Annotated in this window: 23 protein-coding genes; 7 read left to right on the top strand and 16 right to left on the bottom strand. The window is 61.3% G+C overall.

What is annotated here, in order from left to right:
• Positions 1-8 precede the first annotated feature (8 nt).
• The 9 genes from AC07RZ_RS07555 to epsL form a co-directional block, all read right to left on the bottom strand.
• Positions 9-1,130, bottom strand: a complete 1,122-nt coding sequence (locus tag AC07RZ_RS07555; protein ID WP_494667490.1) for a glycosyltransferase family 4 protein — start codon at positions 1,128-1,130, stop codon at positions 9-11.
• Positions 1,120-2,415 (bottom strand): polysaccharide polymerase, encoded by a 1,296-nt coding sequence (locus tag AC07RZ_RS07550; protein ID WP_494667489.1) that lies wholly within the window; start codon positions 2,413-2,415, stop codon positions 1,120-1,122. The genes AC07RZ_RS07555 and AC07RZ_RS07550 overlap by 11 nt, the downstream gene beginning before the upstream one ends.
• A 17-nt stretch (positions 2,416-2,432) precedes the next feature.
• The gene (gene epsG, locus AC07RZ_RS07545) at positions 2,433-3,317 is read right to left on the bottom strand and encodes a chain length determinant protein tyrosine kinase EpsG (RefSeq protein WP_494667488.1); all 885 of its coding nucleotides are present in this window, start codon (positions 3,315-3,317) and stop codon (positions 2,433-2,435) included.
• 27 nt (positions 3,318-3,344) lie between these two features.
• On the bottom strand, positions 3,345-4,736 hold the full coding sequence (epsF, locus tag AC07RZ_RS07540; RefSeq protein ID WP_494667487.1) for a chain length determinant protein EpsF: 1,392 nt from the start codon (positions 4,734-4,736) through the stop codon (positions 3,345-3,347).
• A gap of 43 nt (positions 4,737-4,779) precedes the next feature.
• Complete coding sequence (gene epsE / locus AC07RZ_RS07535) at positions 4,780-5,592, bottom strand: polysaccharide export protein EpsE (RefSeq protein WP_494667486.1); 813 nt, start codon at positions 5,590-5,592, stop codon at positions 4,780-4,782.
• Positions 5,593-5,626: 34 nt separating this feature from the next.
• On the bottom strand, positions 5,627-6,604 hold the full coding sequence (locus tag AC07RZ_RS07530) for an EpsD family peptidyl-prolyl cis-trans isomerase (protein ID WP_494667511.1): 978 nt from the start codon (positions 6,602-6,604) through the stop codon (positions 5,627-5,629).
• Between the two features lie 79 nt (positions 6,605-6,683).
• A complete protein-coding gene (locus AC07RZ_RS07525; protein WP_494667485.1) occupies positions 6,684-7,199 on the bottom strand; it encodes a hypothetical protein in 516 nt (171 codons plus the stop codon).
• 86 nt (positions 7,200-7,285) lie between these two features.
• Positions 7,286-8,668 carry an undecaprenyl-phosphate glucose phosphotransferase gene (locus tag AC07RZ_RS07520; RefSeq protein ID WP_494667484.1) on the bottom strand — a complete coding sequence of 461 codons (1,383 nt, stop codon included), beginning with the start codon at positions 8,666-8,668 and terminating at the stop codon, positions 7,286-7,288.
• Positions 8,669-8,677: 9 nt separating this feature from the next.
• Entirely contained in the window at positions 8,678-9,961 is a 1,284-nt protein-coding gene (epsL, locus tag AC07RZ_RS07515; RefSeq protein ID WP_494667483.1) for an XrtB/PEP-CTERM-associated polysaccharide biosynthesis outer membrane protein EpsL, read from the bottom strand.
• Here epsL and AC07RZ_RS07510 point away from each other — a divergent pair.
• The 3 genes from AC07RZ_RS07510 (at position 9,946) to AC07RZ_RS07500 (ending at position 12,817) form a co-directional block, all read left to right on the top strand.
• On the top strand, positions 9,946-10,452 hold the full coding sequence (locus AC07RZ_RS07510) for a hypothetical protein (protein ID WP_494667482.1): 507 nt from the start codon (positions 9,946-9,948) through the stop codon (positions 10,450-10,452). The two genes, epsL and AC07RZ_RS07510, sit on opposite strands and share 16 nt — an antisense overlap.
• A gap of 564 nt (positions 10,453-11,016) precedes the next feature.
• Complete coding sequence (locus AC07RZ_RS07505) at positions 11,017-11,730, top strand: phosphatase PAP2 family protein (RefSeq protein WP_494667481.1); 714 nt, start codon at positions 11,017-11,019, stop codon at positions 11,728-11,730.
• A gap of 103 nt (positions 11,731-11,833) precedes the next feature.
• A complete protein-coding gene (locus tag AC07RZ_RS07500) occupies positions 11,834-12,817 on the top strand; it encodes a bifunctional helix-turn-helix transcriptional regulator/GNAT family N-acetyltransferase (RefSeq protein WP_494667480.1) in 984 nt (327 codons plus the stop codon).
• A 149-nt stretch (positions 12,818-12,966) separates the two neighbouring features.
• On the opposite strand, the gene AC07RZ_RS07495 is transcribed toward AC07RZ_RS07500, so the two are convergent.
• Entirely contained in the window at positions 12,967-13,926 is a 960-nt protein-coding gene (locus AC07RZ_RS07495) for a cation diffusion facilitator family transporter (protein ID WP_494667479.1), read from the bottom strand.
• Between the two features lie 239 nt (positions 13,927-14,165).
• Here AC07RZ_RS07495 and AC07RZ_RS07490 point away from each other — a divergent pair, with 239 nt between their 5' ends.
• Positions 14,166-14,717: an NADPH-dependent FMN reductase gene (locus tag AC07RZ_RS07490; RefSeq protein WP_144738429.1), complete on the top strand. Its 552-nt coding sequence runs from the start codon at positions 14,166-14,168 to the stop codon at positions 14,715-14,717.
• A gap of 30 nt (positions 14,718-14,747) precedes the next feature.
• Here AC07RZ_RS07490 and AC07RZ_RS07485 read toward each other — a convergent pair whose 3' ends face one another.
• A complete protein-coding gene (locus AC07RZ_RS07485; protein WP_494667478.1) occupies positions 14,748-15,089 on the bottom strand; it encodes a plasmid stabilization protein in 342 nt (113 codons plus the stop codon).
• A gap of 257 nt (positions 15,090-15,346) precedes the next feature.
• On the opposite strand from AC07RZ_RS07485, the gene AC07RZ_RS07480 reads away from it, so the two are divergent.
• The gene (locus AC07RZ_RS07480; RefSeq protein ID WP_494667477.1) at positions 15,347-16,705 is read left to right on the top strand and encodes a cation:proton antiporter; all 1,359 of its coding nucleotides are present in this window, start codon (positions 15,347-15,349) and stop codon (positions 16,703-16,705) included.
• Position 16,706: 1 nt separating this feature from the next.
• Here AC07RZ_RS07480 and AC07RZ_RS07475 read toward each other — a convergent pair whose 3' ends face one another.
• The 5 genes from AC07RZ_RS07475 to AC07RZ_RS07455 all read right to left on the bottom strand — a co-directional run bounded on the left by AC07RZ_RS07475 (position 16,707) and on the right by AC07RZ_RS07455 (position 23,411).
• Entirely contained in the window at positions 16,707-18,080 is a 1,374-nt protein-coding gene (locus AC07RZ_RS07475; RefSeq protein ID WP_494667476.1) for an LLM class flavin-dependent oxidoreductase, read from the bottom strand.
• Between the two features lie 8 nt (positions 18,081-18,088).
• Positions 18,089-19,297 (bottom strand): SfnB family sulfur acquisition oxidoreductase, encoded by a 1,209-nt coding sequence (locus AC07RZ_RS07470; RefSeq protein ID WP_494667475.1) that lies wholly within the window; start codon positions 19,295-19,297, stop codon positions 18,089-18,091.
• Between the two features lie 4 nt (positions 19,298-19,301).
• Positions 19,302-20,546 carry an SfnB family sulfur acquisition oxidoreductase gene (locus AC07RZ_RS07465; protein WP_494667474.1) on the bottom strand — a complete coding sequence of 415 codons (1,245 nt, stop codon included), beginning with the start codon at positions 20,544-20,546 and terminating at the stop codon, positions 19,302-19,304.
• 284 nt (positions 20,547-20,830) lie between these two features.
• Complete coding sequence (locus tag AC07RZ_RS07460; RefSeq protein ID WP_038487829.1) at positions 20,831-21,169, bottom strand: P-II family nitrogen regulator; 339 nt, start codon at positions 21,167-21,169, stop codon at positions 20,831-20,833.
• 190 nt (positions 21,170-21,359) lie between these two features.
• Positions 21,360-23,411, bottom strand: a complete 2,052-nt coding sequence (locus AC07RZ_RS07455; RefSeq protein ID WP_494667473.1) for an NAD(+) synthase — start codon at positions 23,409-23,411, stop codon at positions 21,360-21,362.
• 134 nt (positions 23,412-23,545) lie between these two features.
• Between AC07RZ_RS07455 and AC07RZ_RS07450 the strand changes: the two genes are divergently transcribed.
• Together AC07RZ_RS07450 and AC07RZ_RS07445 are read left to right on the top strand one after the other, a co-directional pair.
• Complete coding sequence (locus AC07RZ_RS07450; RefSeq protein ID WP_494667472.1) at positions 23,546-24,730, top strand: GNAT family N-acetyltransferase; 1,185 nt, start codon at positions 23,546-23,548, stop codon at positions 24,728-24,730.
• Positions 24,731-24,757: 27 nt separating this feature from the next.
• Entirely contained in the window at positions 24,758-25,639 is an 882-nt protein-coding gene (locus tag AC07RZ_RS07445) for an EamA family transporter (RefSeq protein ID WP_494667471.1), read from the top strand.

Raw genomic sequence — 25,639 nt, 5'->3', positions numbered from 1 at the left:
CTGCCGCCTCAACGCACCAGCTCCTTGTATACATCGATATATTTTTCCGCGATGCGCCGCCAGTCGTAGCGCTCCACGAACTGCTGCATCTGCGCCCGCCGCTGGACGTAATCGGCCTGCATCTCTTGATGCAGCATCAGCAGGCTCGCTATGTTTTGTTCTTCGGTCGGCGCCGACAGCAGCAGCCCTGCCCCCGATTGTTCAAGCAGGTTGCGGAATGGCGGGATGTCGCTCAAGACCGGCGTCAGGCCGGCGCTCATCGCTTCAATCGGGGCGATGCCGAAACCTTCATGGCGCGACAGGCAGATGAAGTAGCTGGACTGCGCAATCAGCGCCGCCAGCTCCTGGTCGGAAGGATTGGCCACGATCTGCACCGCATCCGCCAGCTGATGCTGGCTTGCCCATGCACGCAGTTCCTCGGCGCTGTGGTCATATTCGCGGCCGGCGATGATCAGCTTCCACCCCGGCTGGCGCCGCGCAAGCTGCTGGAACAAGGCCAGCGTTTCGAGCAAGCCTTTATTGATCGACCAGCGGCCGAAATAGATCAAGGTCCGGGTCGGCACCTGGGCCGACTGGCCGCTGTATTTCTCGACGTTGACGCCGTTTTCAATCACCGCCAGCTTGGGCGGCTTGACGATGCCGGCAAACATGTCGCCGTCGTTGTCGCTGGTGGCGATGATCTTGTCGTAGGCCATGGACGAGGCGCGCGTGACCGTATTGAAATAGACTTTCTTCAGCCCCGACGCGAACCTGGTGTGGAAAAAGCCGCCATGGGTCGACGCCACCAGCGGCCGCCGGTGCAAGGGACGGGTCAGCGCCAGGTAATCGAAAAAGAAATCGATGCCGTGCACATGGATGACATCGGCATCCGCCACATGCTCCAGCACGCTTGGACAGAGCGGATACCGGCTGCTGCCGCGGAACGGCAGGCGCACCACGGCGACGCCGTTGACCATGGCTTCGGCGCCGAGGAATTCGGCCGAGTTCCTGAACAGGCGGTTGAGCGTGACCACCTTCGGCAACTGGCCATGATGCTCGCGCTGCTGCCTGGCGATATTCTGCACCACGTCTTCCATGCCGCCGATCGAAGGGGAATACTGGCGCACGATGTGCGTGACTTTAATAGGCATTGTTTTGCTCCTTTGTTTTAGCCGATGGCCGTGCTGCGGCGCCGGCAGGCGCTGGATCGGCCGCCTTGCCGGCGGCGCACCCGACCAGGAACCACAGGATGCCGGCGGTTTTCAGCGCGAACAGCGAAGTGCCGCTGACGCACAGGATCAGCGAGATATACAGCGTGATATAGATACGGAAGCGGTTGCCCCGCTCGTCTTCCATTTTCAGCATCCATAACGGCACCCATAGCAGGACACACAGCGGCAGGCCGAGCCGCGTCAGCAGCGATGGGTAGCCCATGTCGCCGAAATTGGTGTTGTAGCCGTCGAGGCCCAGCAGCATGCCGATATTCAGGTCCAGCAGCGTACGGCCGCTGACGTACAGCCGGCCCAGGAAGCTGTCGCTGTACCTGCCGTCGAAGAACGCCCCGATCAGCAGCAGCATCAGCGCGCTCAGCAACGGCAGCACGATCGGCCAGGCGTTGCCGCTCCTGCCCAGCGGCAAACAGCGCAGCACGACCAGTGTGGCGACCGTGATCATGCCGTAGCGCGAATCGCTCATGACAATCATGAGGGCGGCGGCCAGCAGGAAGAAAATGGTGTCCTTGAATTCCTCGCGCCGCTTCGACAAGCCCCAGGCCGCAATGATCACCGCAAAATTCCCGAGCGAAACCGGCTCCAGGAATATCGACGATATGCGGTGGCTGCCAAGCAGCGCCGGCAAGATGGTGCGCCCTATCCCTTCGGGCCGGATGCCGTTCAGGCCAAGCACGCTGTCTTTTGCCCAGTTGGAACCGGCGGCCAGGCCGCCCTGGTTGACGTAATAGGAAAAGATGTTGAAGACGCGCGAATAAATATCGAGGAAAAACCATTCGAGGAAACCGAAAGCCAGCACCAGCAGCACCGCCAGCTTGAGCAGGCGGTCGGCATACCTGGCGTCGCCGACCTGGCGCCCGATCCCGTAGAACAGGATGGGGATCATCACGTCCCGGAATCCTTTCGGGTCCAGCTGGTTGCGCATGATCGCCAGCAGGAACAGGCAAGCGGCAGCCAGCGCCGCGACGGCGACCAGTTCCAGCCTGATATTCTTGCTCAGCACCACCATGCATAACAGGTAGATGACAAATTCCGAAAACATCACGCCCGCGGTGGATATGGCATGGACGTTGGTATGCACCGCACACAGGACTGCCTGGTACAGCAGCGCGGCCATGAGTATCCAGGACGTCATCCGTTCCGCCGGGACGGATACGCCGGCCGAACGCGGAAAAATGAAATCCCTGATGTTTGCGAAACTCTGCATGCGATCGATTTCCTTTATCAGAAACTCACCAGTACCGAACCGACCACTTCCGTGCCGCTGCGGCGCAGCTGGTCGCTGAAAGCGGTGAGGTCTGCCACCCGGGTATGGTCTTTGCGCACCACCAGCAGCACGCCGCCGGCGCGGGCCCCGATAGTGAGGACGTCAGCCGCACTGGAGCAGGCAGGCGTGTCGTACAGGATGACGTCGAAACGGCTGCGCAAAGTCTGGTTCAAGGCGTTGAAGCTGGAGCGGTTGATCAGCTCCTGAGGATTAGGCACCGGCGAACCGGCCGGCAGCAGCGACAGGTCTGCGAACGATTCGGCAACGGCGAGGGGTTCCAGGCCGGCGCGCCCGGCCAGCACATCGGCCAGCCCGTGCCCGGCGGCCAGGTTGAATATCCGCTGCTGGCGCGGATTGCGCAGGTTGGCGTCCACCAGCAGGGTCTGCAAGCCCAGCTGCGAAAATACGATGGCCAGGTTGGCCGCCATCAGGCTGGTGCCGTCGCCGGCGTTCACGCTGGCGATGGCGAGCGTCTTGCGCGAGGCGGTAAACCAGCGCAGCATCAGCTGGCTGCGCACCGAGCGCAGCATTTCGACTTCCGCACTGAAGGGCTGATAGGCGGCGACCAGCGCCGCCGGGTAATTTCCCTGGTTTTCCTGGTAGGGATAGTCAAACTGCCGCGACAGCACCTGCTGGATATCCAGCTCGCTGACCAGGCCCAGCCGCTGCGCCGCTTCGCCGAAACGCAAGCCCTGCTCCTGCTGCAGGCGCCGCACGCGTTCCGCCTGCTCCTGCGTGAGCTTGCCTTGCTCGACCAGCATACGGCCGATGTTACTGTCCTTGCGCGGCGCCGAGTCGCTATAAAACGTGTCGCTGAAAAGAGGACTGACCGGTTTGTTCATGTTGTTTCACCTTTCCGGTTGGCGCGATCATCGCGATAAAAACAGATGGGGGAATGCAAGCCTGCGCGCCGGCTTCTGCCACACGATGGTGCCCAGCATCGGCGCATCCAGCACGCTGATGAGGTCATTGCCGGTCCTGATGCGCCGGTTCGCCAGCTCGGCCAGCACTGCCAAGGCCAGCCCCAGCATGCTGCCGAACAGCAGCGACAGCACCATGTTGAGCGGGATATTCGGGCTGAACGGACGGGCCGGCACCGTGGCCGGGCTCAGCACGGAGACGTCGGACTGGTTCGACCGGCCTTCCAGTTCGGTCTGGTTCAGGCGCTGGGCAGCGGCATCGTATGCGTGCTGCGCGCTTTCGACATCCTTGGCCAGCACCGACAGTTCGTCGCGGGCGCGGTTGAGCTGCAGCACCTTGGCGGTCTGCGCCGTCAGCGCGGCACGGATTTCGCCCGTGCGCTGGCGCTGGATGCGAGCGTTGTTGGCAGCGCCGGCATTGGTGGCGCTGATGCTGTTGTTGAGTTCAGAGCGCAGCTGGTCGACTTCCGCCTTGGCGGCCTGGTACTGCGGGTGGTTGCGGTCCAGGTTCTGCGACAGCAAGGCGAATTTCCCTTCTGCCGCCGCCAGCGACGCTTTCAGGTTCTGTACCAGCACGTTCGAAATCACGTCCGGCGAATCGCGGCCGCCGCTGCCCATCGCCTGGCTGCCGCGCGACGAGGCTTCCGCCCCCTGCCCTTGCGCCAGCACCAGCTGGCTGGAGAGTTCATTGAGACGTGTGGTCTCGACGTCCAGGCGGCTGTCGGCGCTGACCAGGCCGTGTTCCTGCTGGTAGCGCGACATTTTTTCCTGGGCTTGCTCCAGTTCGGCGCGCAAGGCCGTGGTCTGCTGGGTGAAGTATTTGGCCGCCTGCCGCAAAGGCTCGACCTTGATCTGCAGGTTGAGCTGCTGGTAAGCCGCCGCGATGCCGTTCGCCGCCTGCGCCGTGAATGCCGGATCGCTGCCCTTGGCGGTGATTTCTATCATGCTGCTTTCGCGCGAAGGCGCCACATCCACCATCTTTTGCAAGGAATCCGCCAGCCACTCGCGGATCGAGCCCTTGCCGTTCGTCGCCTGCCGGAAACGCTGCCGGGTGACCGGATTGTCGGCCAGCCCCAGCATGTCGACCGCCTTCAGCGCCACCCCTCTGCTGCCGACGAGATCGACCTGGGTAGCGATGTAGCCTGACACCAGCTGCGCCGGCAGCACCTGGCCGGACACCGGATCCGTACCCTTGTAATTGAGCAGCAGCGTGGTCGAGGTGCGATAAATCCTGGGCAAGTTGAAAGTGACTGCGGCGGTAGCCGCCACCGCGATCACCAAGGTCAGCAGGATCACCCAGTAGCGCGCGCGCAGGATGCTCAGAAGCTGTGGGAAAGTCATGGAAGCTCCTCTCTAGTGCGGCAGGAAAATGGCGGCACTTGGTTCAAAACAGGCTCTCTTTCACATACACGACGTCGTCCGTCTGCAATATCTCGTCGCGATTGGCGTCTATCATCACGGAATTGCCATGGCTGTCGCGGCGCTTGATGCGCACTCCGCGTTCGGTGCCGCGCGGCGTCAGTCCGCCGCCTATCGACAGGGCCTGGGATATGGTCATGTTGCGTTCCAGCCGGTAGCCGCCAGGATGCTGCACTTCGCCGTAGATATAGAACTTGGGAGCACGGTCGACATAGATCATGTCGCCGTTGACCAGGTCGAGGTTCGACTTCATGTCCGCGGCCTGGATCATTTCCTGCAGGTTGACTACCTGCTTGCTGCTCTTGCCGTTGCGGGTGCGGATCACCACGGCGGTATCGCCGCCTTCCGGGCCGACGCCGCCGGCCATCGCCAGCATGTCGGTCACGCTGCGCTTGCCGGCGATCGGGTAGCGCCCCGGATGCAGCACCTGGCCGAGCACCGACACCTGCTGGCTCTGCAGTTCAGTGACTGTGACATTGACCTCCGCCTTGCGCAGGAAACCGCCGCCGGTCAGCATGTCGGAGATTTTTTTCTCCGCTTCCGCAGTCGACAGGCCGCCGACGCTGACCGCGCCTATCAGCGGAAACGTAATGTTGCCGCCGTCGCCGACCTTGGTTTCAAGGCTCAGGTCCGGGTTGCCGAACACCGAGATCTTCAAGCTGTCGCCGGCGCCGATCGGCGTATCGGCCGCACTGGCGGAATTGCTGGCGAAGGCCAGCAAAAGCAGCAGCAGTACACATACATAGAATCGTCTCATCATGGTGGCCACCTCATTCATTTATTATTCCTTCCGGTCAGCAATTCCAGGTTGTTCATTTGAGCCCCGCCACGCCAGACATCTCGATGCTCTTGCGCACCGCAGGCTGCTGCTCGCCGGGCGGCGTCGCCACGACCGGCGAGCCTTTGCTGTCGATGCTGTCAGCGGGTTTCTTCACGTATTCAAGCTTGGCGCTCGAGCGCAAGCGAGTGATTTCCGAAATGGCTATTTCCTGCATTTTCTTGCTCATCAGGTAGCGCTCGATCTGCGGCGCCGCGGCGTCCGACGTGACCGGGCTATCCCTGAGTTCGGTCAGGGCGCACAATAAATCGCGCTCCCCGTCCTTCATGACAAACAGATGGTTCCGGCCCAGCCTCTGCAGCCGGCTTCCGACTTCCGGCGGCAAGTCCGCGCTGCTGTAGGAATAGTGCCTTTGCACATGCGCAACCTTGTTTTGCCGGAGCCATGCAGCCACCTGGCTCAGCGATCTCGACGAATCCATCATGGCCTTCAGCGGCGCGCTGAAATCCTGGTCGGCAATGATCAGCTGCTCGACCTCAAACACCTTGCGATGCGCAAACATCTCTGGATGGGCCTGGAAATAGCTGTCAATTTCGGCCTTGCCGGGCTGTTCCTGGTCTCCGCTCCTGGATTCGAGATAAGCCTGCACGATGGCCTGGGTCTTGAAGCGTTCGATAATCTGTATCAATGCCGGATCGCGGTCGATCTTGTTGCGCAAGGCTTCATCCAGCAGCAGCTGGCGGTCGATCAGCGCTTCCATGGCTTGCTCGCGCGCGGCTTGCCGCGGCGCGGCGCTGTCGTCTTGCAGCCTGCCTGCATACTGCAGCTCAGCCTCAAGCTGCGGTGCGGTGATCTCTTCGCCGTTGATCCTGGCCACTACCTGGCCGTTTTTCTTTTTCTGGTCGTCGCAAGCGGTTAAATTCATTACGGTAAGCAGCATCAAGATGCCTATTCCTTTCGCGCCGAACATGTTGTTGATGAGAGACCTGCGGCCGATACGTTCAGAGAACATCAAGTTCCGACTCCTGTTGACAAAACAATTCCTATAGCCGCCGCTGCGGCCAGCGCTCGGGCATGGCCGCGGCGCGCGATCAGGCGGCATGCTGCCCGCCCAGCCGCGACGCCGAGCCGAACCCGATCGAAGTGCGCATGGGACGGCGGCGGATCTGGTACAGCAAGAGGCTGAGCGCGATCAACAGCATCGCCCAGCGCGCCGGCTTCTGCGGCTGCTTTGCCTTGAAGTCCTTCAGGAAATAAAACAGCAGGTCGTCCGAGGCGTTCTTGCCGGACGCCATTTTCCTCGGGGCCTGGACCGGCTCCTGCCTGGGGCTGTTCGAAAAGGCCACGGGAACGAGCCCTGCGGCGGGCCAGGCGCGGCCGGTCCGTGCAGCGAAAATGTCCGGCTGCGCCGCCACGGGCCGCACGGTTTCCATCTCTGCAATCGCAGAAGCAGAAGCAGCAGCTTCGGTTTCCGGCTGGTAGCCATACACCGCTGACGCACTTCCTGCTGCCGGCTGGCCGTCCAGCTGGAACACCGGCGCCGCCGCCATGCCGGGGCCGCAATAGGCAGCCAGCAGCAGGCTTATCGACAATACAATTCCTCGCATGATTTTCTCCTGGAAAAATACATCGCATTTCTTGGACTGTCCGATTCGGACAAACAGAAAAAAATCTCCTCCATGCCTACCTGCATTTAGTAAGCGTTATCTTTCTTCAGCACTTCTTTAACGGTGCGCACGATGATCCACAGGTCCAGCGCCAGCGACCAGTTGCGCAGGTATTCCAGGTCGAACTCGATGCGCGACCGCATTTTGTCCAGCGTGTCGGTTTCTCCGCGGTAGCCGTTGACCTGCGCCCAGCCCGTGATGCCTGGCTTCACCTTGTGCCGCAGCATGTAGCCCTTGATCAGCTTGCGATACATTTCGTTGTGGGCCACTGCATGCGGGCGCGGTCCGACGATGCTCATGCGGCCTTGCAGCACGTTGAAGAACTGCGGCAATTCATCCAGCGACGTACGCCGCAGGAAGCCGCCGAATCGTGTCACGCGGGCATCGTTCTTTTTTGCCTGGTCCACTACCGCGCCGTCTTCGGCGACCGTCATCGAACGGAATTTATAGACAACGATCTCTTCTCCGTTCAGGCCGTAGCGGCGCTGCGCGAAAATGATCCGTCCTGGCGATGAAAGCTTTACGCCGATCGCGATGGCGAGCATGACCGGCAGCAGCATGATCTGGATCAGCAGCGCCAGGACGATGTCGCTGCCACGCTTGAGGACGCCGCGCAAGCCGATGAAAGGCGTCTCGCAAATGCCGATCACAGGAATCCCTGCGATATGGTCGAGCCGTGCCTGTATCAGGCCGAAGGTATAGATGTCCGGCACGAAATAGACGGACGCCGTGGTGTCGCGCAATTCCTCCATCAGCGCCAGCACCCGCGGCTGGGCCGACATCGGCAGGCAGATGAAGATGGTGCGGATCTTGTTGGCCCGCACATAAGGTCCGACATCTGCGATGGCGCCAAGATGCGGGCAATCCATGCCCGCCGGCCGGACTGCCTGGTCGCGGTCGTCGAAATAGCCGCGCATGTCGATGCCGGCATTGCTGCCGGAAGACAGGCATTTGAGAACATCGTCGATCGGATTGTTGGAGCCGACGATGATCGCCGACCGCAGCTTCATTTCTTTGCCGAAATGGAAGGCCAGCATATACGCCGTCAGGCGGCTCGCCAGCAGCGCGAAAGGTGCAAGCGCAAACCAGGCCAGGATCACGCGGTCAGAGAATTCGTAGCGCAACCCGGTTCCCTGGCCTATCAGGATCAGGATGATGACGGTGATTGCCCAGCCCATGAAGATATCGCCGGCATAGGCCAGCTGCTTGCCGATATGCAGGGTGCGGTAGAGGTCGATCTGTTCGTAGACGTAGGAAGAAATGAAGAAGGCGATAATCATCAGCACCAGATAGTCGCCGGTAAATATTTCATCCTGCGTCAGGACGATCAGGTACAGCGACCCGAGGATGATGAGCGGATCAAGCAGGCGCTTGAAAAATGAAACCAGCGGAATGTCGTTCTCGGTCATGTTCGGCCTCTAGAAAGCATAGCGCGTGTTAAGCGTCACGCCGTTGCTGACAAAACCGCCCGGCCCATTCTTCACGGTTTGCGTGCTGCGGATGCCCGACAGCTGGACGCGCCAGCGTTGCGTCGGGTTGTAGACCACGCTCAGCGCTGTATCGCGCAATACATCGTTCTGATTGAGAGAACCGAGGGTGCCGGTGCCGGACGAGGGACCGAAATCCCGCTTCTGGTATTTGACCTGCGCCACCAGCTTGATTTTTTCCGAATACTGCCAGGAGGAAGCCAGGCTGGCGCCCCGGTTCAGGGAATAGACGGTGGACAGGTCGTCCACCGCGCCGATCTCGCGCCAGCCGGATACGGTGACGCCGATTTTCCCGGTCGGCGACCAGTCTGCGGAGAGGCGGGAATTGATGCCGCTGAAATCCCTGACCGCAGCCGCATCCTGTTTCCTGCTGACCCAGCCGCCCAGGAAATGCAGCTGCGTCTTGCCGCTGAGCAGCCAGTCGATCTTGGCCTTGACCTCATCCTGGTTATAGCCGTTAAACACCAGCAAGCCGTTGTCCAGTTCGGGATTCGGGAAATCGGCGTGCGTATGGCGCAGCTGGACGCCGAAGGTGCTGCCGCTGGCGGCCAGGTAATCCAGTCCCACTTCGGTCTGGTTGCGCGTATTGTCGAGCGGTTGCTGCGACGCCAGGTCGTATTTCAGCTTGGTGTAGGTCAGCCCGCCACGCACGCGCCAGCTCGGATGGAACAGCCAGGAGCCGTCGGCATAGACGTTTTCCTGGGTACGGATGTTTCTTTCCAGCAAGTGGAAATCGATGAAAGGCGTCAGCCCCTGCGAATAATCGGCGCCGATGTTTCCTTCGAAATGATCGCCGGCATGCCAGTTCCAGTTCGCCGCCAGGTTCTTGTCGTAGTGGTCGAGCTGGCCGAAACGGTTGTAATCCACTTTGGCCGCGCTCAGGTTCGCCGTCAGGTGCTGGCGGCTGAGCGTCTTGTCGACCGCCAGCCCGAACAGGTAGCGCTGCGTGGTATCGGACAGTTCGCTGCCGATTCCCATCGCCTGCGCCGCTGCGGAATTCTGCAGCCTCAGCGGGTTGCTGTCGTGGCCGATGCTGTAGCCGACATAGGGTGTAATCGCATCTGCAGGCGGCTGGATGATGTCGGCCGGCGGCATGATGTCGGTCGGCACCAGGTCGGCAGCAACGGCCTGCGCTGCCGCGCAGGAGCATATCGGGATCAGGATGACAAACTTCCACGGCACCCGGTACGGCTCGGTTTTTGAACGCCTGTTCATTTCATGCCTCTCTGACGCAGCGTCTGCGTCGCAAATGTATCGATCCAAGCCGGCTGGAAATTTTTATGTTTTTTACCGGGCAAGTGGCGCGACAGGATGGGCCGCTTATGGATCGATTCGCTTTCTTGAAGAACCTGCAAGCGATCAAATATCGAATCTTTCGAAAAGACCGTGTCCTGCCCTCGTCGCGGGCGGATTTCCGATCTGGCTTTCAGTGCGCTAAAACTGTGCGGCAGGCAACAATGCCTGCCGCATCCGAGCTGCTAACGGCTGCTGCGTATCGAGTGAAATATGAGTGGATGGAAAGAAAAACAGGAAATGCCGGACATGCGGACATCGTTTTTCAAGAAGCGATCCTGCCCATGCGCGGCACAGGAAGCAGCTCCAAAGCGATTGGTGTTCTCACAGAGAGATTGAGATGTTTTCAGCATGTTATTCCCCTTAACGAGATGCGTATCGGCCGACTGCAGCCAGTACTGGAATCTGAATAAAGTTGAAACCAAAGGTCGGTTTCTTACGGTCTGAGAACGCCAGAATTCGGTCTGTATTTCTGGAAAAGTTGCACTGCGAACGCATGTTGCAGGACAACATAATGACCTTGATGGGAGAGCCTTAGTTCATTCCTGAAACGATTTGTTACATGTTTCCGAAAGTCAGTTCTCACGTTGACAACAACTCCGTTGACTGTTTGAAAATACAGATCAACATTAAATTTCCAATTCAACAAACATCTTTGTTGACCCTTTGCAAGCCAATAAATATAAGGCTTTTACAAGGTTTCACATTATTCTTCGTGAATCTTCATGCACTCATCTTAGGACGTAAAAATAAATTTTCCAATTGCGACTTGTGCAGCTACGAGTACTTTGACAGTCATCCATCGACACAGGTTTCATCTAAAAAAAAATTATTGTGCGAGGCAGCAAATCCACCAAATAATTTTCTTTACATAAACAGCGACTGCGGATTAAATCAGATCGCCTTGATAAATGCTATAAATCGTATGTCCATTAAAAAATCTCTTTTTCCATAACCTCGCGAAAGGAAAAATAAAAATGTGGATCAACTCTGTGGATCTTGCGGTGATGCATTGGCTGTCCCAATTCACTGCCATGTCGGCCCCTTTCAACCAGATCGTCCATTACATCTCCGGCTCCAACCTGTTCAAGGGTTTACCCATCATCGGCATGCTCTGGTATTTCTGGTTCAGGGATGCGGATCCTAAATCGGACACCAGGCGCATCATCGTCGGCACATTGATCGGCTGCGTGGTAGCGGTACTGATCGCCAGGATCGCGAACAATATCGGCCCCTATCAGCCGCGCCCTTTTGCCAACGCGGTGCTGGCATACCATGAGTTCATCGGCTTGCCGGTGCCTGAGAGCCAGGCCTTGTATATTTGGAGCTCTTTTCCGAGCGACCACGCCACCTTGTTCTTCAGCCTGGCCACCGGAATTTTCCTTATTTCAAGACGCGCCGGCTGCCTGCTCTATCTCTATGTGCTGGCGTTCATCGCCCTGCCCAGGGTATACCTCGGCCTGCACTATCCGAGCGACATTGTGGCAGGCGCAATACTGGGAATCGCGTGCGCCGCATTGGCAGCACGCGGCAGCGCAAGGAAACTATATGAAGCACACAGCATGGCGCTGCTAGCCAGATACCCCGCGGCTTTCCAGACTGCGCTGTTCATCGCCAGCACCGAAATAGGCGTATTGTTCGGCGACGTGCGGCTGCTCGTGGAGGGAATAGTGAAGTACTTCCCCAGGTAAGCGCGACAAGCGCGGCATGACTGATATTCCACCTTGATAAAGTTGCGCAACGCAAGTATATTGGTTGCGCAACGCAACTTTATGCAACTTTATCGAGGGCGCCGTGAGCTATTTCAATTTCCCTGCGAAGCCGAAGGAACACACGATCCTCGAACTGCGCGAATTTTCCCGGAAGCTGGTGCGCGAGCTGGGTTTCATGCGGCCGTCCCTGGCGGAGAGCGATCTTGCGCCGTCGGCGGTGCACGCCATCATCGAAATCGGCCTGGTGCCAGGAATCCAGGCGCGCAACCTGGCTAGCGTGCTGCGCCTGGACAAGTCGAATACCAGCAGGCAGGTAGCAAAACTTGAAGCGTCAGGATTGATCATGCGCGAGAGCGCAGACGACGACGGCCGTTCTTTCAGGCTCCACCTGACCGATGCGGGCCAGAAGCTGCGCAAGCAAATCGACCGCTTTGCCAGCCGCCAGGTATCCGGCGCATTGCAGCAACTGGCGCCTGCCGACCAGCAAACACTGGTCCGCTCGCTTGGCCTTTACGCGGATGCGCTGGCGCTGAATAACGCCGGCGAGGCGCCGCAGCCAGCCAGGTCGATAGACGAACAAATCGTGCAAGGCTACCAGCCCGGATGCATAGGCGACGTGGCAAGCCTGCATGCGCGCTTCTATTCGCAGGCATCGGGCTTCGGCGTGTTCTTCGAAAGACGGGTGGCCACGGAGCTGGCCGCATTCGCCCAGGCCCTGCCTGCCGACGGCAAAGCGCTCTGGCTCTATGTCGAAAACGGCAGGACGCTAGGCTCGATTGCGATAGACGGCGACGCAGCCAGCGGCATTGCGCACCTGCGCTGGTTCATTGTCGACGACGCATTGCGCGGCTCCGGCGTCGGACGCCGCCTGCTTTCGCTTGCCATGGATTTTGTCGACCAGCGCTTTAACGAAACATACCTATGGACCTTCAAGGGCCTGGACGCGGCGCGCCATCTATACGAATCGGCAGGCTTCAAGCTGGCCGATGAGGCCGAAGGCTCGCAGTGGGGAACCGTGGTTGTCGAACAGCGGTTTAGCCGCCGTTCGACAAAAAAACGGCGCTGATTATGTATCGTCCATCGCTTTATGCCCGGCACGCAGAACAATCTCGATAGCTTCGTAACGGCCGTGCCCGCTCATGCGGCAGAAAATAGCACCCGCATTCCCGAAATGCAGCTCAAAAAATCAGGCTGACTTGAAAAAGCATTTCGCAGCTAAGGAATCCGCTGCGATCCGCTCCGCTCGGTTTCCTCGAAATGATGCGAGGCCTGCGGCTTGATGAACAAGGCAACCACCGCCGGATGCTGCGCCAGCACGCGCTTTTCCATTTCGATCACGCATGCCTCTATGTCCGGCGAGCGGAGCTCATCCGAAAATTCCACACTGAGCGCAACCAGGATCTGTTGCGGCGCCAGGTGTACGGTAAGGACGTTGTTCGCATGCACCACGCCGTCGATTTCTTCGGCAATATGCAAGATTGAATCCAGCGTGGCCTGATGGGCGCTCTCGCCGATCAACAGACCCTTGGTTTCGCGCGCCAGCACCAGCGCGGTAGCCGCCAGCACCAAGCCGATGAAGATCGACGCGATCCCGTCCAGCAGCGGCATCTTCAGCGTTGCCGAGAGATACACGCCGATGAATGCGATCAGCAAGCCGGCAATGGCAGCGCTGTCTTCCAGCAGAACGATGAAGGAAGGCGGATCCTTGCTATGCCGGATCGCCCTGAAAAGGCCGGCGCCGGGCCTGGCTTTCCGAAACTTGTGCAAGGCGAACCACCACGAGCTGCCTTCGAACAAAGCCGACAGGCCAAGCACCGCATAATTCACATGGACATCTTCAATCGGCCTTGGCTGCAAGACGTGCGCAACACCTTCGTAAACCGACGCTCCCGCGCCCACGGTAAAAATCAGCAGCGCGACGACAAAACTCCAGAAATAGATTTCCCGGCCATGGCCCAGCGGATGGTCGCGGTCAGGGCCGCCGGTACTGCGATGCATGCCGTACAGCAGCAGCAGTTCGTTGCCGCTGTCGACCAGAGAATGGATGCCTTCGCTCAGCATGGCGGAACTGCCGGTCCAGGCTGCCGCGGCAAACTTGGTGACGGCGACCAGCATGTTGCCGGCGAGCGCGACATATACGATCGTACGTGAAGGGTTTACAGAGGAAACAGTCATTTTGATCCGGAGAAAACCGCCCCTTCTGCAAGAAAGGCCCGGCAAGGCGCGGGCTCACGCCTTTTGTCGTAAGATGCCAATACGATATTGAACATTCGCTCTCCATGTCTGTGCGCCAGACAACAAACAGGAGCCGCCAGGCCAAGCTAGGTTCGATACCGCACTGACGCTACCGTTTTCCCATGCAAGACTGGCGCTTCCCGTAAACGGCAGCCATCCCCTCTTTCTTGGAGACACTCATGAGCCAATACCAGATCGCAGTCGTCGTCGGCAGCCTTCGCCGCGATTCGTTCAACCGCAAGCTGGCGACCGCCATCGCAAGGCTGGCGCCGTCCGAATTCGTATTCAAGCAGGTCCAGATCGGCGACCTGCCGCTCTACAACCAGGACGACGACGCCAACCAGGCGGAAGCCGTCAAGCGCCTGAAAGCCGAGGTCACGGGAGCCCAGGGCTTGCTGTTCGTCACGGCTGAATATAACCGCTCGATCCCCGGCGTGCTCAAGAACGCCATCGACCATGCATCCCGTCCCTATGGCCAAAACGCCTGGGCCGGCAAGCCGGCCGGCGTCATCGGCGTATCGCTCGGCGCTGTCGGCACCGCCCTGTCGCAACAGCATTTGCGCAATGTCCTCGCCTACCTGGATGTGCCGACGCTGGGCCAGCCCGAAGCGTTCATCCAGGCCAAGGACGGCTTGTTCGACGCAGCCGGCGATATCGGCGCAGACAGCAAGCCTTTCCTGCAAGGCTGGATGGACAACTACGTTTCCTGGGTCAAAAAACACAATGGCTGAACAAGGCTTCGTTCTTGCCGCCCATGCTGCTCACGCAGCAGTGCGGCGGCTGCCGAGCGCCTGCTCCAGCTGCGCCTTGTTCATCTTGGAGCGCCCTTTCACGCCGCGCTGCCTTGCCTCGTTGTAAAGCTGGGCGAAAGTGCGCCCGCCCGCGCCGCGATGCGAGCGCAAGCCGCCGCGCCGGCCAGCCGGCATGTCCTTGAGCGACAAGCTGCTTGCCTGCTCCGCTTCGCCGTGCTGCGCGCGCTCTTTGTTGACGACGCGGGCGGCGATCTCTTCTGCAAGCTGCTTGCGCTTGCCGTGCTTGACCAGGCTTTCCTTGATGTGCGCGTACTGGCGCTCGCGCTTCTTGCTCCATGCATTTGCCGGCATGACAACTCCTTTCAATAAAACAACTGACTGATTTTCCGCAACGGTAATCACCGCACGCCGCGAGGTCCGATAAAGCATCGTTATAAAACTTCCTGGTGCAAAAATCGGTGCGCTGTTCAACATTGCATTGCATCTTTTGCGGCGCCGACAACTGGCAGGAACAACCGGAAATCCGCTTCCGTCCCTACTCTGTTAGTCAGCGTACAGATCAGGCCGCGTCGGCTCCCCATACTGAGCGCTCCGGCGGCGGTTATTTCATGCGAGGAGGCCTTGCCATCGATCAATCAATCATCTGGTACCTGATCGTCGGCGCGCTGCTGTTGTCCATGGGCTTGATGGCGTCGTTGCTGGATCGCCTGCCGATCAGCCCGGCAATGTTCTACCTGCCTGTCGGCTATATCCTGGGACCGGCTGTGAGCGGCCTGATCAATGTCGCGCCGGACCAGCACGCCGAATTGCTGGCCACGCTGGCCAAGCTGGCATTGCTGCTGTCCTTGTTCACTGTGGGCCTGAAACTGCGCATGCCGTTCCGCGACCGCATCTGGCGGCTGCCGCTGCGGCTGGGCGTGCTGGCCATGCTGGTCACGATTCCGCTGGTAGCGCTGGCCGGCATGTTCGTGTTCGGCCTGCCGCTGGGCGCCGCCATCCTGCTCGGCGGCATCCTGGCGCCAACCGACCCGGTGCTGGCCTCCGACGTCCAGATCAAGCATGTCAGCGACCGCGACCGCATCCGCTATAGCCTGACCGGCGAAGGCGGCCTGAACGACGGCACCGCGTTTCCGTTCGTCATGCTGGGCTTGTCTTTGCTGGGCGTGCCTTCGGCTGCCGCTTATACCAATGACTATGCAATGCTGCACGTCGCCTGGGGCGTGGCCGCCGGGCTGGTCGGCGGCTGGCTCTCCGGCTGGCTGCTGGGACGCCTGGTGGTCGGCTTGCGGCGGCGGTTCCGGCTGGCGCTGGGAATGGAAGAATTCCTTGGCATCGGCCTGATTGCGCTGTCCTATGGCGCAACGGAGGCGATCCATGGCATCGGCTTCCTGGCGGTGTTCGCCGCCGGCCTGGCGATGCGGCGCATCGAGTCGACCAACAGCGGCCTGCAGGGAGTCGATCCCAACCAGGCTCCAGCCGTGGCGCATGTGCCCCATGCGGACGACAAGGAAGAGGTGGCGACCCATCCGGCCAAGGCTTCCGCCTACATGACGGAAGCGGTGCTCGGCTTTAACATGCAGCTGGAGCAGTTTGCCGAATTCCTGATGGTGACCCTGACCGGCATCCTGCTGTCGCACATCGGCTTTTCGGCGGCGGGAGCGCTGCTTGCGTTACTGCTGTTTTTTATCATCCGGCCGCTTTCGGTGGCGCTGGCGCTGGCCGGCGCCAACGTCACGCCCTTGCAGCGGCGCCTGTTGGCATGGTTCGGCATCAAGGGCATCGGCTCGCTGTACTACCTGATGTTCGCGCTGCAATATCCGTGGACCGCGCCCGACGGCTACCGCTCGCCGGCGCTGGCGCCGCATGTCAGTTCCATGGTGTTGACGGTGGTGGCGATGTCGATCGTCATGCACGGCATTTCCTCGACGCCGCTGATGGACATGTACCAGCGCCGCCGCCGGCGCTGAATCATGTCCGTGCCGCTTGCCGGTAGCCGGCCGCCGGGTGCCTGCCGGGCAAGGTCGGCTGCCCGGCCTCGAACAGTTTCTCGCGCAGGGTCCCCGGCTCATAGTCCAGCTTGTAAGAACCGCGCGCCTGCAACTCAGGAATCACCAGGTTGACGAAGTCTTCAAAACTCTCCGGCGCTACCGTGCGCGCCAGGTTGAAGCCGTCGATATCGGTATCCCTTACCCACGCCTCCAGCTGGTCTGCAACCTGCTGCGGCGAACCGACGACGGTCACGTAACGGCCGCCCAGCGCCAGCTGGTCCAGCAGCTTGCGCACAGTCCAGCCGGCCTCGGCCGCCGTCACCGCCTTGGCGGAAGACTGGATCGCATTGCTGCTGGCCGGCTTGATGGCTTCGTCTATGCCGTACGTAGAAAAATCGAACCCGGTGCCGCTGGAAAAATGCGCCAGGCCGGCTTCCGGGTTGGCGTAGCGGCAGTATTCGGTATATTTTTCCCGTGCTTCGGCGGCGGTCGGCGCAACGATCACGGAAATGCCCATGAAGATTTTCAGGTCATGCCGGTAACGGCCGGCCAGTTGCGCCTGGTCGCGCAAATCGCTGACCAGCTTGCGCGCCGCCTCCGGTTTCTGGCTGGAGATGAACACGCATTCCGCATGGGCTGCGGCGAACTGCTGGCCGCGGTCGGAGGCGCCGGCCTGGTACAGCACCGGCGTGCGCTGCGGCGAGGGTTCGCTTAAATGATAGCCGTCCACCTGGTAATGCCGGCCGCGATGCGCGATCCTGTGCACCTTGGCTGGATCCGCATATACCCGGCGCTGACGGTCGCGCAGCACGGCGCCGTCCTCCCAGCTGCCCTCCCACAGTTTATATAGCACCTGCATGAATTCTTCGGCGCGCTCGTAGCGCGCATCGTGCTCAGGCTGTTCGCTCAGGCCCATGGCGCGCGCGGCGCTGTCGAGGTAGCCGGTGACGATATTCCAGCCGATCCTGCCGCGCGTCAGGTGGTCCAGGGTCGACATGCGGCGCGCGAACAGGTAAGGCGCTTCGTAAGTCAGGTTGACGGTGACGCCGAAACCGAGATGCCTGGTCACCGCAGCCATCGCCGACACCAGCAGCAGCGGATCGTTGACCGGCAGCTGTATCGATTCGCGCAAGGTCAGGTCGGCCGAGCCTTGGTAGACGTCGTAGACGCCGACGATGTCGGCCAGGAACAGGCCGTCGAACTTGCCGCGCTCCAGCAGCTGGGCCTGCTCGGTCCAGTATGCGATGCTGGCGTAGTCGCTGGAATGGTCGCGCGGATGGGTCCACAGGCCATGGTTGATATGCCCGACGCAGTTCATGTTGAACGCGTTGAGGCGGATTTGTTTCTTCGGCATGCTGTGGCTTAGATGGCGCCGTGGCGCGGTGGGTTTTTATGGTTCAGGTAATAGTTGCCGACGGCGTGGTATTTCCAGCGCACCGGATCGTGCAGCGTGTGGGTGCGCGCATTGCGCCAATGCCGGTCGAGGTTGTGTTCGGACAAGGTCGCCTGGGTGCCGGCCAGCTCGAACAGCTTGCTGCCGGCGGCCAGCGATATTTCCGTGGTCAGGACCCGCGCTTCGGCGACCGCAATCGAGGCGGCGGCGACGCTGTCGGCATCCGGCACCGCCGCGGCCCGGTCCACGGCTTCCCCGGCCAGCTCAAGCAGCGCTTCGGCGCCGGCCAGGCGCACCGCAAGGTCGCCAAACTCGCGCACGGTCAAAGGATCGTCTATCGCACGCTCGACCTTGCTGTCGATCCAGGCCCGCGAACGGGTGCGCACGAAGATGGCCGCATCGTGCAGCGCCGCCCGGGCGATGCCGACGTCGATCGCCGCATGCAGCAGTTGCGCCACCGGCCCGAGCGACGTCGGACGTTCAAAGGCGCTCTGGAACGGCAGCACCTCCTCCGCCTCGACCCGGACATTGTCCAGCACCACCGAACCGCTGCCGGTAGTGCGCTGGCCGAAACCGGACCAGTCGTCGATCACGTTGACGCCGGCGGCGTCGCGCTTGACGATCGCCAGCTGCTGCACGCCGTCGCCGTCGATCACCGATACCGGGATGCGGTGCGCATACAGCGCGCCGGTCGCATAGAATTTGCGGCCGTTGATGCGGAAACCGTCGCCGTCCTTGTCCAGGCGAGTGCGCCGTTCCTGCGACGTGCGGGTGCCGAGCTCTGCCAGTGCATTGCCGAAACGCTCGCCGGCCAGGATCCGGTCAAAATAAAAGCGCTTTTGCGTTTCACTGCCGTTCACGCGCAGGATCTCGACCGCATAAAAATGATTTTGCGGAATCTGCCCGAGCGACCCGTCGGCCGCGGCGATGGTGGCGATCACTTCCGCCAGCGTGGCAAACGAGACGCCGGCGCCGCCATAGGCGCGCGGCACCGAAATTCCCCACAGGCCGGAGCGGGAGAACTGTTCCAGTTCATGCAGCGGCAGCTGGCGCTGGCGGTCGCGCTGGCTGGCTTCCTTGACAAACGAGGCCGCCAGCGCGCGCGCCGCGGCGAGCGCCTGGATATCGTCGAGGATGCGCACCACCGGGCCTTCTGCGGATTTGATGGATGTAGTCATGGTCTCAGTTCCAGGAATGGCGCGCAGGGGCGATGCCGTTCAGCAGATAGTTGCCGATGGCGTGCAGTTTCCAGCGCACCGGATCGTGCAAGGTGTGGGTGCGCGCGTTGCGCCAGTGGCGGTCCAGGTTGTGTTCAGCCAGGGTGGCGGCGGAACCGGCCAGCTCGAACAGCTTTTCGCTGGCATGCAAGGCGATCTCGGTCGTCAGCACCTTGGCCTTGGCCACTGCAATCGAGGCGCGCGCCGAGGCTTCGGCATCGATCGTCACCGCGGCGATCTGGTCAAGCAGGCCGGCAGCCTTTGCCAGCAGCGCGTTGGCCGCATGCAGGCGGATCTTCAGGTCGCCGATATCGCGGATGACATAGGGATCGTCGCTGGCGCGCTCCACCCCGCTGTCGGCCCAGGGACGGGAACGGGTGCGCACGAAATGGATGGCGTCGTCGACCGCGGCTTCGGCGATGCCGGCGTCGATCGCCGCCTGGATCAGTTGCGAAACCGGACCTTGTATGCTGGCCTGCTCGGCTTGCCTATGCAGCGGCAATACGTTTTCAATCGCCACCGGCAGGTTATCCAGCAGCACCGTGCCGCTGGCGGTGGTGCGCTGGCCGAAACCGGACCAGTCGTCGACGATAGTCAGGCCGGGTGTGCCGCGCCTGACAAATACCAGCACCACGCGCCCTTGCTCATCGAGCGCCTTGACCGGCACCCAGTGCGCAAACAAGGCGCCGGTGGAATAGAATTTCTTGCCGCTCAGGCGATAGCCGGTGGGCGTTTCCAGCAGCCGCGCCTTCATCTCCAGGATGTTCTTGGTGCCGCGTTCCGGCCCGGCGTTGCCGATCCGCTGGCCGGCCAGCACGTCGGCGTAGATGCGCGTTTTCTGCGCGGCGTCGGCGCTTTGCGCGACCACGCCGAGGATGCCGAAATGGTTTTGCGGGATCTGTCCCAATGCCGGATCGGCCGAGCACAGCACGCGGAATACTTCGGCCAGCGTGCGGTAGGAAACCTCGGCGCCGCCGAATGCGCGCGGCACGCTGATGCCGCCCAGGCCGCTGGCCGAAAATTTTTCGATTTCCGCCCACGGCAAGCGCCGTTCGCGGTCGCGTTCGCTGGCGCCGGTGCGGAACTCGGCGGCCAATGCCTGCGCGATGTCCAACGCTTCCCGGTCGCTGCCGATACGATGCGCCGGAAGGACCCGGGGTAACAGGTCGACCTGGCTTTCTTCAATTGCAATGGTCGCGGTAGACGACATGGATCACCTCTTCTGTGGCGCCACACTAAAAACGCACTCGTGATCGCGCCGTGTTGCGGAAGAGGAAACGATAGCTTGCGGGCGCAATCCGCGTCCAATAAGAAAAACGCAGGAGAGTATGCGGAAAACGTTTTACCGGCTTTCACAAGCGGCAACCTGGATCCGGCGGGAATGTCTGGAATGGCGGGATGAGCCTGGAACCGCGGTCAGTCATCCATTACATCGAACGACCGCGGCCGGAATAGCGAAGAGGGAAGGCAGTAACGATTGCTACGCCGGAAGCATCAGACTGCGTCGGGGCCGGTTTCACCAGTGCGGATGCGGATTACCTGCTCGATATTGCGCACGAAGATCTTGCCGTCGCCGATCTTGCCGGTGCGCGCGGCCTTGATGATGGCGTCCACTGCGCGTTCGGTAAGGGCGTCGTCGATCACCAGTTCGACTTTCACCTTGGGCAGGAAATCGACCACGTATTCGGCGCCGCGGTACAGCTCGGTATGGCCTTTCTGGCGGCCGAAGCCTTTTACTTCAGTCACGGTCAGGCCGGTGACGCCAACTTCGGCGAGGGCTTCACGCACCTCGTCCAGCTTGAAGGGTTTGATAACGGCGGTAATTTGCTTCATGACAACTCCTTTAGGCATTAAAACATAAATCTTTGCAGCGAACGCACCCCAGGCGGGACGCGTCCAGTTGAAGCGCAAGCTAGAAGAGTATATGAAAAACCCGGTTTGTCTATACGCCCAAATCAATAAGTGTATTTAAAACACAGTGCCTGGCACCGGGAATCTCGCATCGCCTGCGGCGGGCCGGCTGTCAGCCGGGAATATTGTCCAGGTCGTCCAGCCAGACCGTTGCCTCCGAATCGCTCGGCGCGCGCCAGTCGCCGCGCGGCGACAGAGAGCCGCCGCTGCCCACTTTAGGTGCGTTGGGCACGCAGGAACGCTTGAACTGGCTGGTGCGGAAAAAGCGGTCGAGGAAAATCGCCAGGTTGCGCTTGATCGCCGCCAGGTCGTACTGGTTGCGGACCACCTTGGCGTCGTTAGGCCAGTTGCCTGCGCTCTTGTCTTGCCAGGCCGAGAACGCCAGGAAAGCGACTTTCGACGGCGCAAAGCCGTAGCGCAGGATGTAGTACAGGTTGAAGTCCTGCAACTCATACGGGCCGATGACGTTTTCCGTGATCTGCTCAGGCTTGCCGCTGGCCTTGCCGGGCACCAGTTCGGGGCTGATTTCCGTATCCAGGACATTGAGCAGCACATCGGAGCCCTGGCCGCCGATGGCGCCGGTCTCGGCCACCCAGCGCACCAGGTGGCTGATCAGCGTCTTCGGCACGCTGGCGTTGACGTTGTAGTGCGACATGTGGTCGCCCACGCCGTAGGTGCACCAGCCCAGCGCCAGCTCGCTCAGGTCGCCGGTGCCGATGACGATCGCGTTATTGAAGTTGGCCAGGCGGAACAGATGGTTGGTGCGTTCGCCGGCCTGGACGTTCTCGAAGGTGATGTCGAACTGCTCCTGGCCGTCGGCATACGGATGGCCCAGGTCTTTCAGCATCTGCAGGCAGCTCGGGCGGATATCGATTTCGGCTGCGCTGGCGCCGACCACTTGCATCAGCTGCCTGGCCTGCAGCAGGGTGCGCTCGCTGGTGGCGAAACCCGGCATGGTATAGGCCAGGATATTCGCGCGCGGCAGGTTGAGGCGGTCCATCGCCTTGGCGCAGACCAGCAAGGCGTGGGTCGAATCGAGCCCGCCCGAGACGCCGATCACCACCTTGGATATCTTGCTGGCGGACAGGCGCTGCACCAGCGCCTGCACCTGGATGTTGTAGACCTCGGTGCAGCGTTCGTCGCGCCGCTTGGGATCGGCTGGAACGTAAGGGAAGCGCTCGACGGTGCGCGCCAGCGGCAAAGCCTTGTCGAGCGGCAGGGCCAGCGCGAAGCGGATCACCTCGAACCTGGCGACTTCGCCCGCATGGCGCCGCGCCGACTGGCCGAAAGTAGTCTGGCGCATCCGCTCGCGCGACAAGCGTTCGAGGTCGACATCGGCGAAGATGGTGTGCGAGTCGTCCAGGAAACGCTCGGATTCCGCCAGCAGCTCGCCGTTTTCGTAGATCAGGCCCTGCCCGTCCCAGGCCAGGTCGGTCGACGATTCGCCCTTGCCCGCCGAGGTGTACAGGTAAGCCGACAGGCAGCGCGCGGATTGCTGCGCGACCAGCTGGTGGCGGTAGCCCGCCTTGCCGACCACTACGTTGGAAGCGGACAGGTTGACCAGCACGCTGGCGCCGGCCAGCGCCGCGAACGACGATGGCGGAATCGGCACCCATACGTCTTCGCAAATCTCGACATGGAATTTCAGCAGCGGCAGGTTGCTGACTTCAAACAGCAATCCTGTGCCGAACGGAACGCTGGCGCCGAACAGTTCGACCTGGCTGGCCGCGGCGTTTTCAGCCGGGCTGAACTGGCGCATTTCGTAGAATTCGCCGTAGTTCGGCAGGTAGCTTTTCGGGACGATGCCCTGGATGCGGCCGCCTGCAACCACCACCGCGCAATTGAACAGCTGGTGGCCGACGCGCAAAGGCAGGCCGACGATCAGCGCCAGCGAGAGCGTGGCTGAAGCTTCAACCACCGTGGCCAAAGCCGCTTCGCAGGCATCCAGCAGAGCGCGCTGGTGGAACAGGTCGTCGCAGGTATAGGCGGACAAACCCAGCTCCGGAAACGCTGCCAGCACGGCGCCTTGCTGTTCTGCCTGCCTGGCCAGCGCGATGGTCTCGGCGGCGTTGAAGGCGGGGTCGGCTATCCGGCATTTCGGGATGGCGACGGCGACGCGCGCGAAATCATGGGAGTAAAGGTTCAGAAATTTGTTGGTTGTCATCATTCTTCCTGCGCTCTGCTTGATTGGCCAATTATCGCATGCTAATGCCTTGCCCTTGGGCGCAGGCGGCAGAACGCCGGCGGCGGTGCTAAACTCATCGCTTTCGCCACCCACATTCACAGCTCGCCACGTCCTTGATTAACAAGACAACAACCAAGACCTCCACGCGCATTGTTTCATCCCTGAGCGAAGTCGGCCAGGCGGCATGGGACGGATTGCTGGCCTTGCAGGCCGACGCCAATCCCTTCCTGTCGTTCGCCTTCCTGCATGCCTTGCATGAAAGCGGCAGCGCCTCGGAAAAAACCGGCTGGCAGCCGCAATACCTGACCTTGTGGGAAGAAAGCAGTAACCCAGGCTGCAACCCGCCGCAGCTGATCGCAGCCCTGCCCCTGTACGTCAAATTCCACTCCTACGGCGAATACGTGTTCGACTGGGCCTGGGCCGACGCCTACCAGCGCAACGGCCTGGAGTATTACCCGAAACTTTTGTCGGCGATCCCGTTCACGCCGGTTACCGGCGGACGCCTGCTGGCGCGCGACGAACCGGCGCGGGCGGCGCTGGTCGAGGTGCTGCGGTCCCTGCGCAAGGACACGCAGACCTCATCCACCCACATCCTGTATCCGCCCGCCGAACAGGCCGCGGCCCTGCAACAGGCCGGCTTCATGCTGCGCAGCGGGGTCCAGTTCCACTGGCTGAACCCGGGCTACCGCGACTTCACGGCGTTTCTCGATACGCTGGAACGCAAGAAGCGCAAGAACATCCTGGCCGAACGGCGCAAGGTAGCCGACGCCGGCGTGCGGCTGCGCCGGGTGCGCGGCACGGACGCGACCGAAGCGGACTGGATCTTCTTCAACCGCTGTTATGCGCAGACCTATGCCGAACATCGCTCCACGCCTTACCTGAACCTGGATTTTTTCCTCAGGATAGGGGCCAGCATGCCGCAGAATATCCTGCTGATCGTGGCCGAGCGCGACGGCCGGCCGATTGCCTCGTCGCTGCTGATCCATACCGGCCAGACCCTGTACGGCCGGTATTGGGGCGCGCTTGAGTTCGTGCCCTGCCTGCATTTTGAAACCGCCTATTACCAGCCGCTGGAATTCTGCATCGAGCAAAAGATCGCCTGCTTTGAAGGCGGCGCCCAGGGCGAACACAAGATGGCGCGCGGTTTCCTGCCGCAAAAGACCTGGTCGGCGCACTGGCTGGCCCATCCCGCTTTCGCCGATGCGGTGGCGAATTTCCTGGAACGCGAAGCCGACGGCATCGACAGCTATATGGATGAGCTGAACGACCGCAATCCGTTCCGCGCGGCTTCGCTCTAGCTTCCTCATTCCTCGCGCCACATAGCCATGCAACCCACCGACATCCTGCTAGCCTTGCTGACCGTCACGATCTGGGGCATGAATTTCGTCGTGATCAAGATCGGCCTGGCGGGCTTGCCGCCGCTGCTGTTTTCCGCGCTGCGCTTCGTGTTTGCCGCGCTGCCGCTGGTGTTTTTCATCAAGCGGCCGCCGATTCCCTGGCGCTACCTGATCGGCTTCGGCCTGTTCCAGTTCGCCCTGCAGTTTTCCTTGCTGTTCTCGGGCATGCAGCTGGGCATAGGCGCCGGACTGGCGTCGCTGGTGATCCAGCTGCAGGCGTTTTTCACGATCGGCCTGGCGGTGCTGCTGCTGGGCGAACGACCGCTGCTGACGCAGTTGCTGGGCGCGCTGGTGGCGCTGGCCGGCATCGTGCTGGTGGCGACGCACCTGGAAGCGAAGGCCACCGTGATCGGCTTCCTGCTGGTGATCGGCGCCGGCCTGAGCTGGGCCAGCGCCAATATCGTCACCAAGAAAATCGGCAAGATCAATCCGCTGGCGCTGATGGCCTGGGGTTCGCTGATGGCGGCGCCGCCCTTGCTGCTGGCCTCGGCCTTGCTCGAAGGCCCGGCCGCCTGGCACAACGCCTTTGCCCATTTCGGCTGGGTTTCAGTGGCGGCGGTGTTTTACCAGTCCTATCCGAACACCATCGTCGGCTACGGCATCTGGACTATCCTGATGCGCAAATACCCGGCCGCCACGGTGGCGCCGTTTTCACTGCTGGTGCCGCTGGTGGGCATGCTGAGCGCCGCCGCCGTGCTGGATGAATCGCTGCAATGGTGGAAAATCGTCGCCGCCCTGCTGGTGCTGGCCGGCCTGGCCTTGAACCAGTTCGGCGGGCGCCTGCTGCTGGCGCTGAAGGCCAGGGCGTGA

Source organism: Collimonas sp. GW821-FHT07E08 (assembly GCF_059418905.1).
Note: the sequence above shows the minus strand (reverse complement) of the source record. Positions and strands in the feature narration are given on the sequence as shown.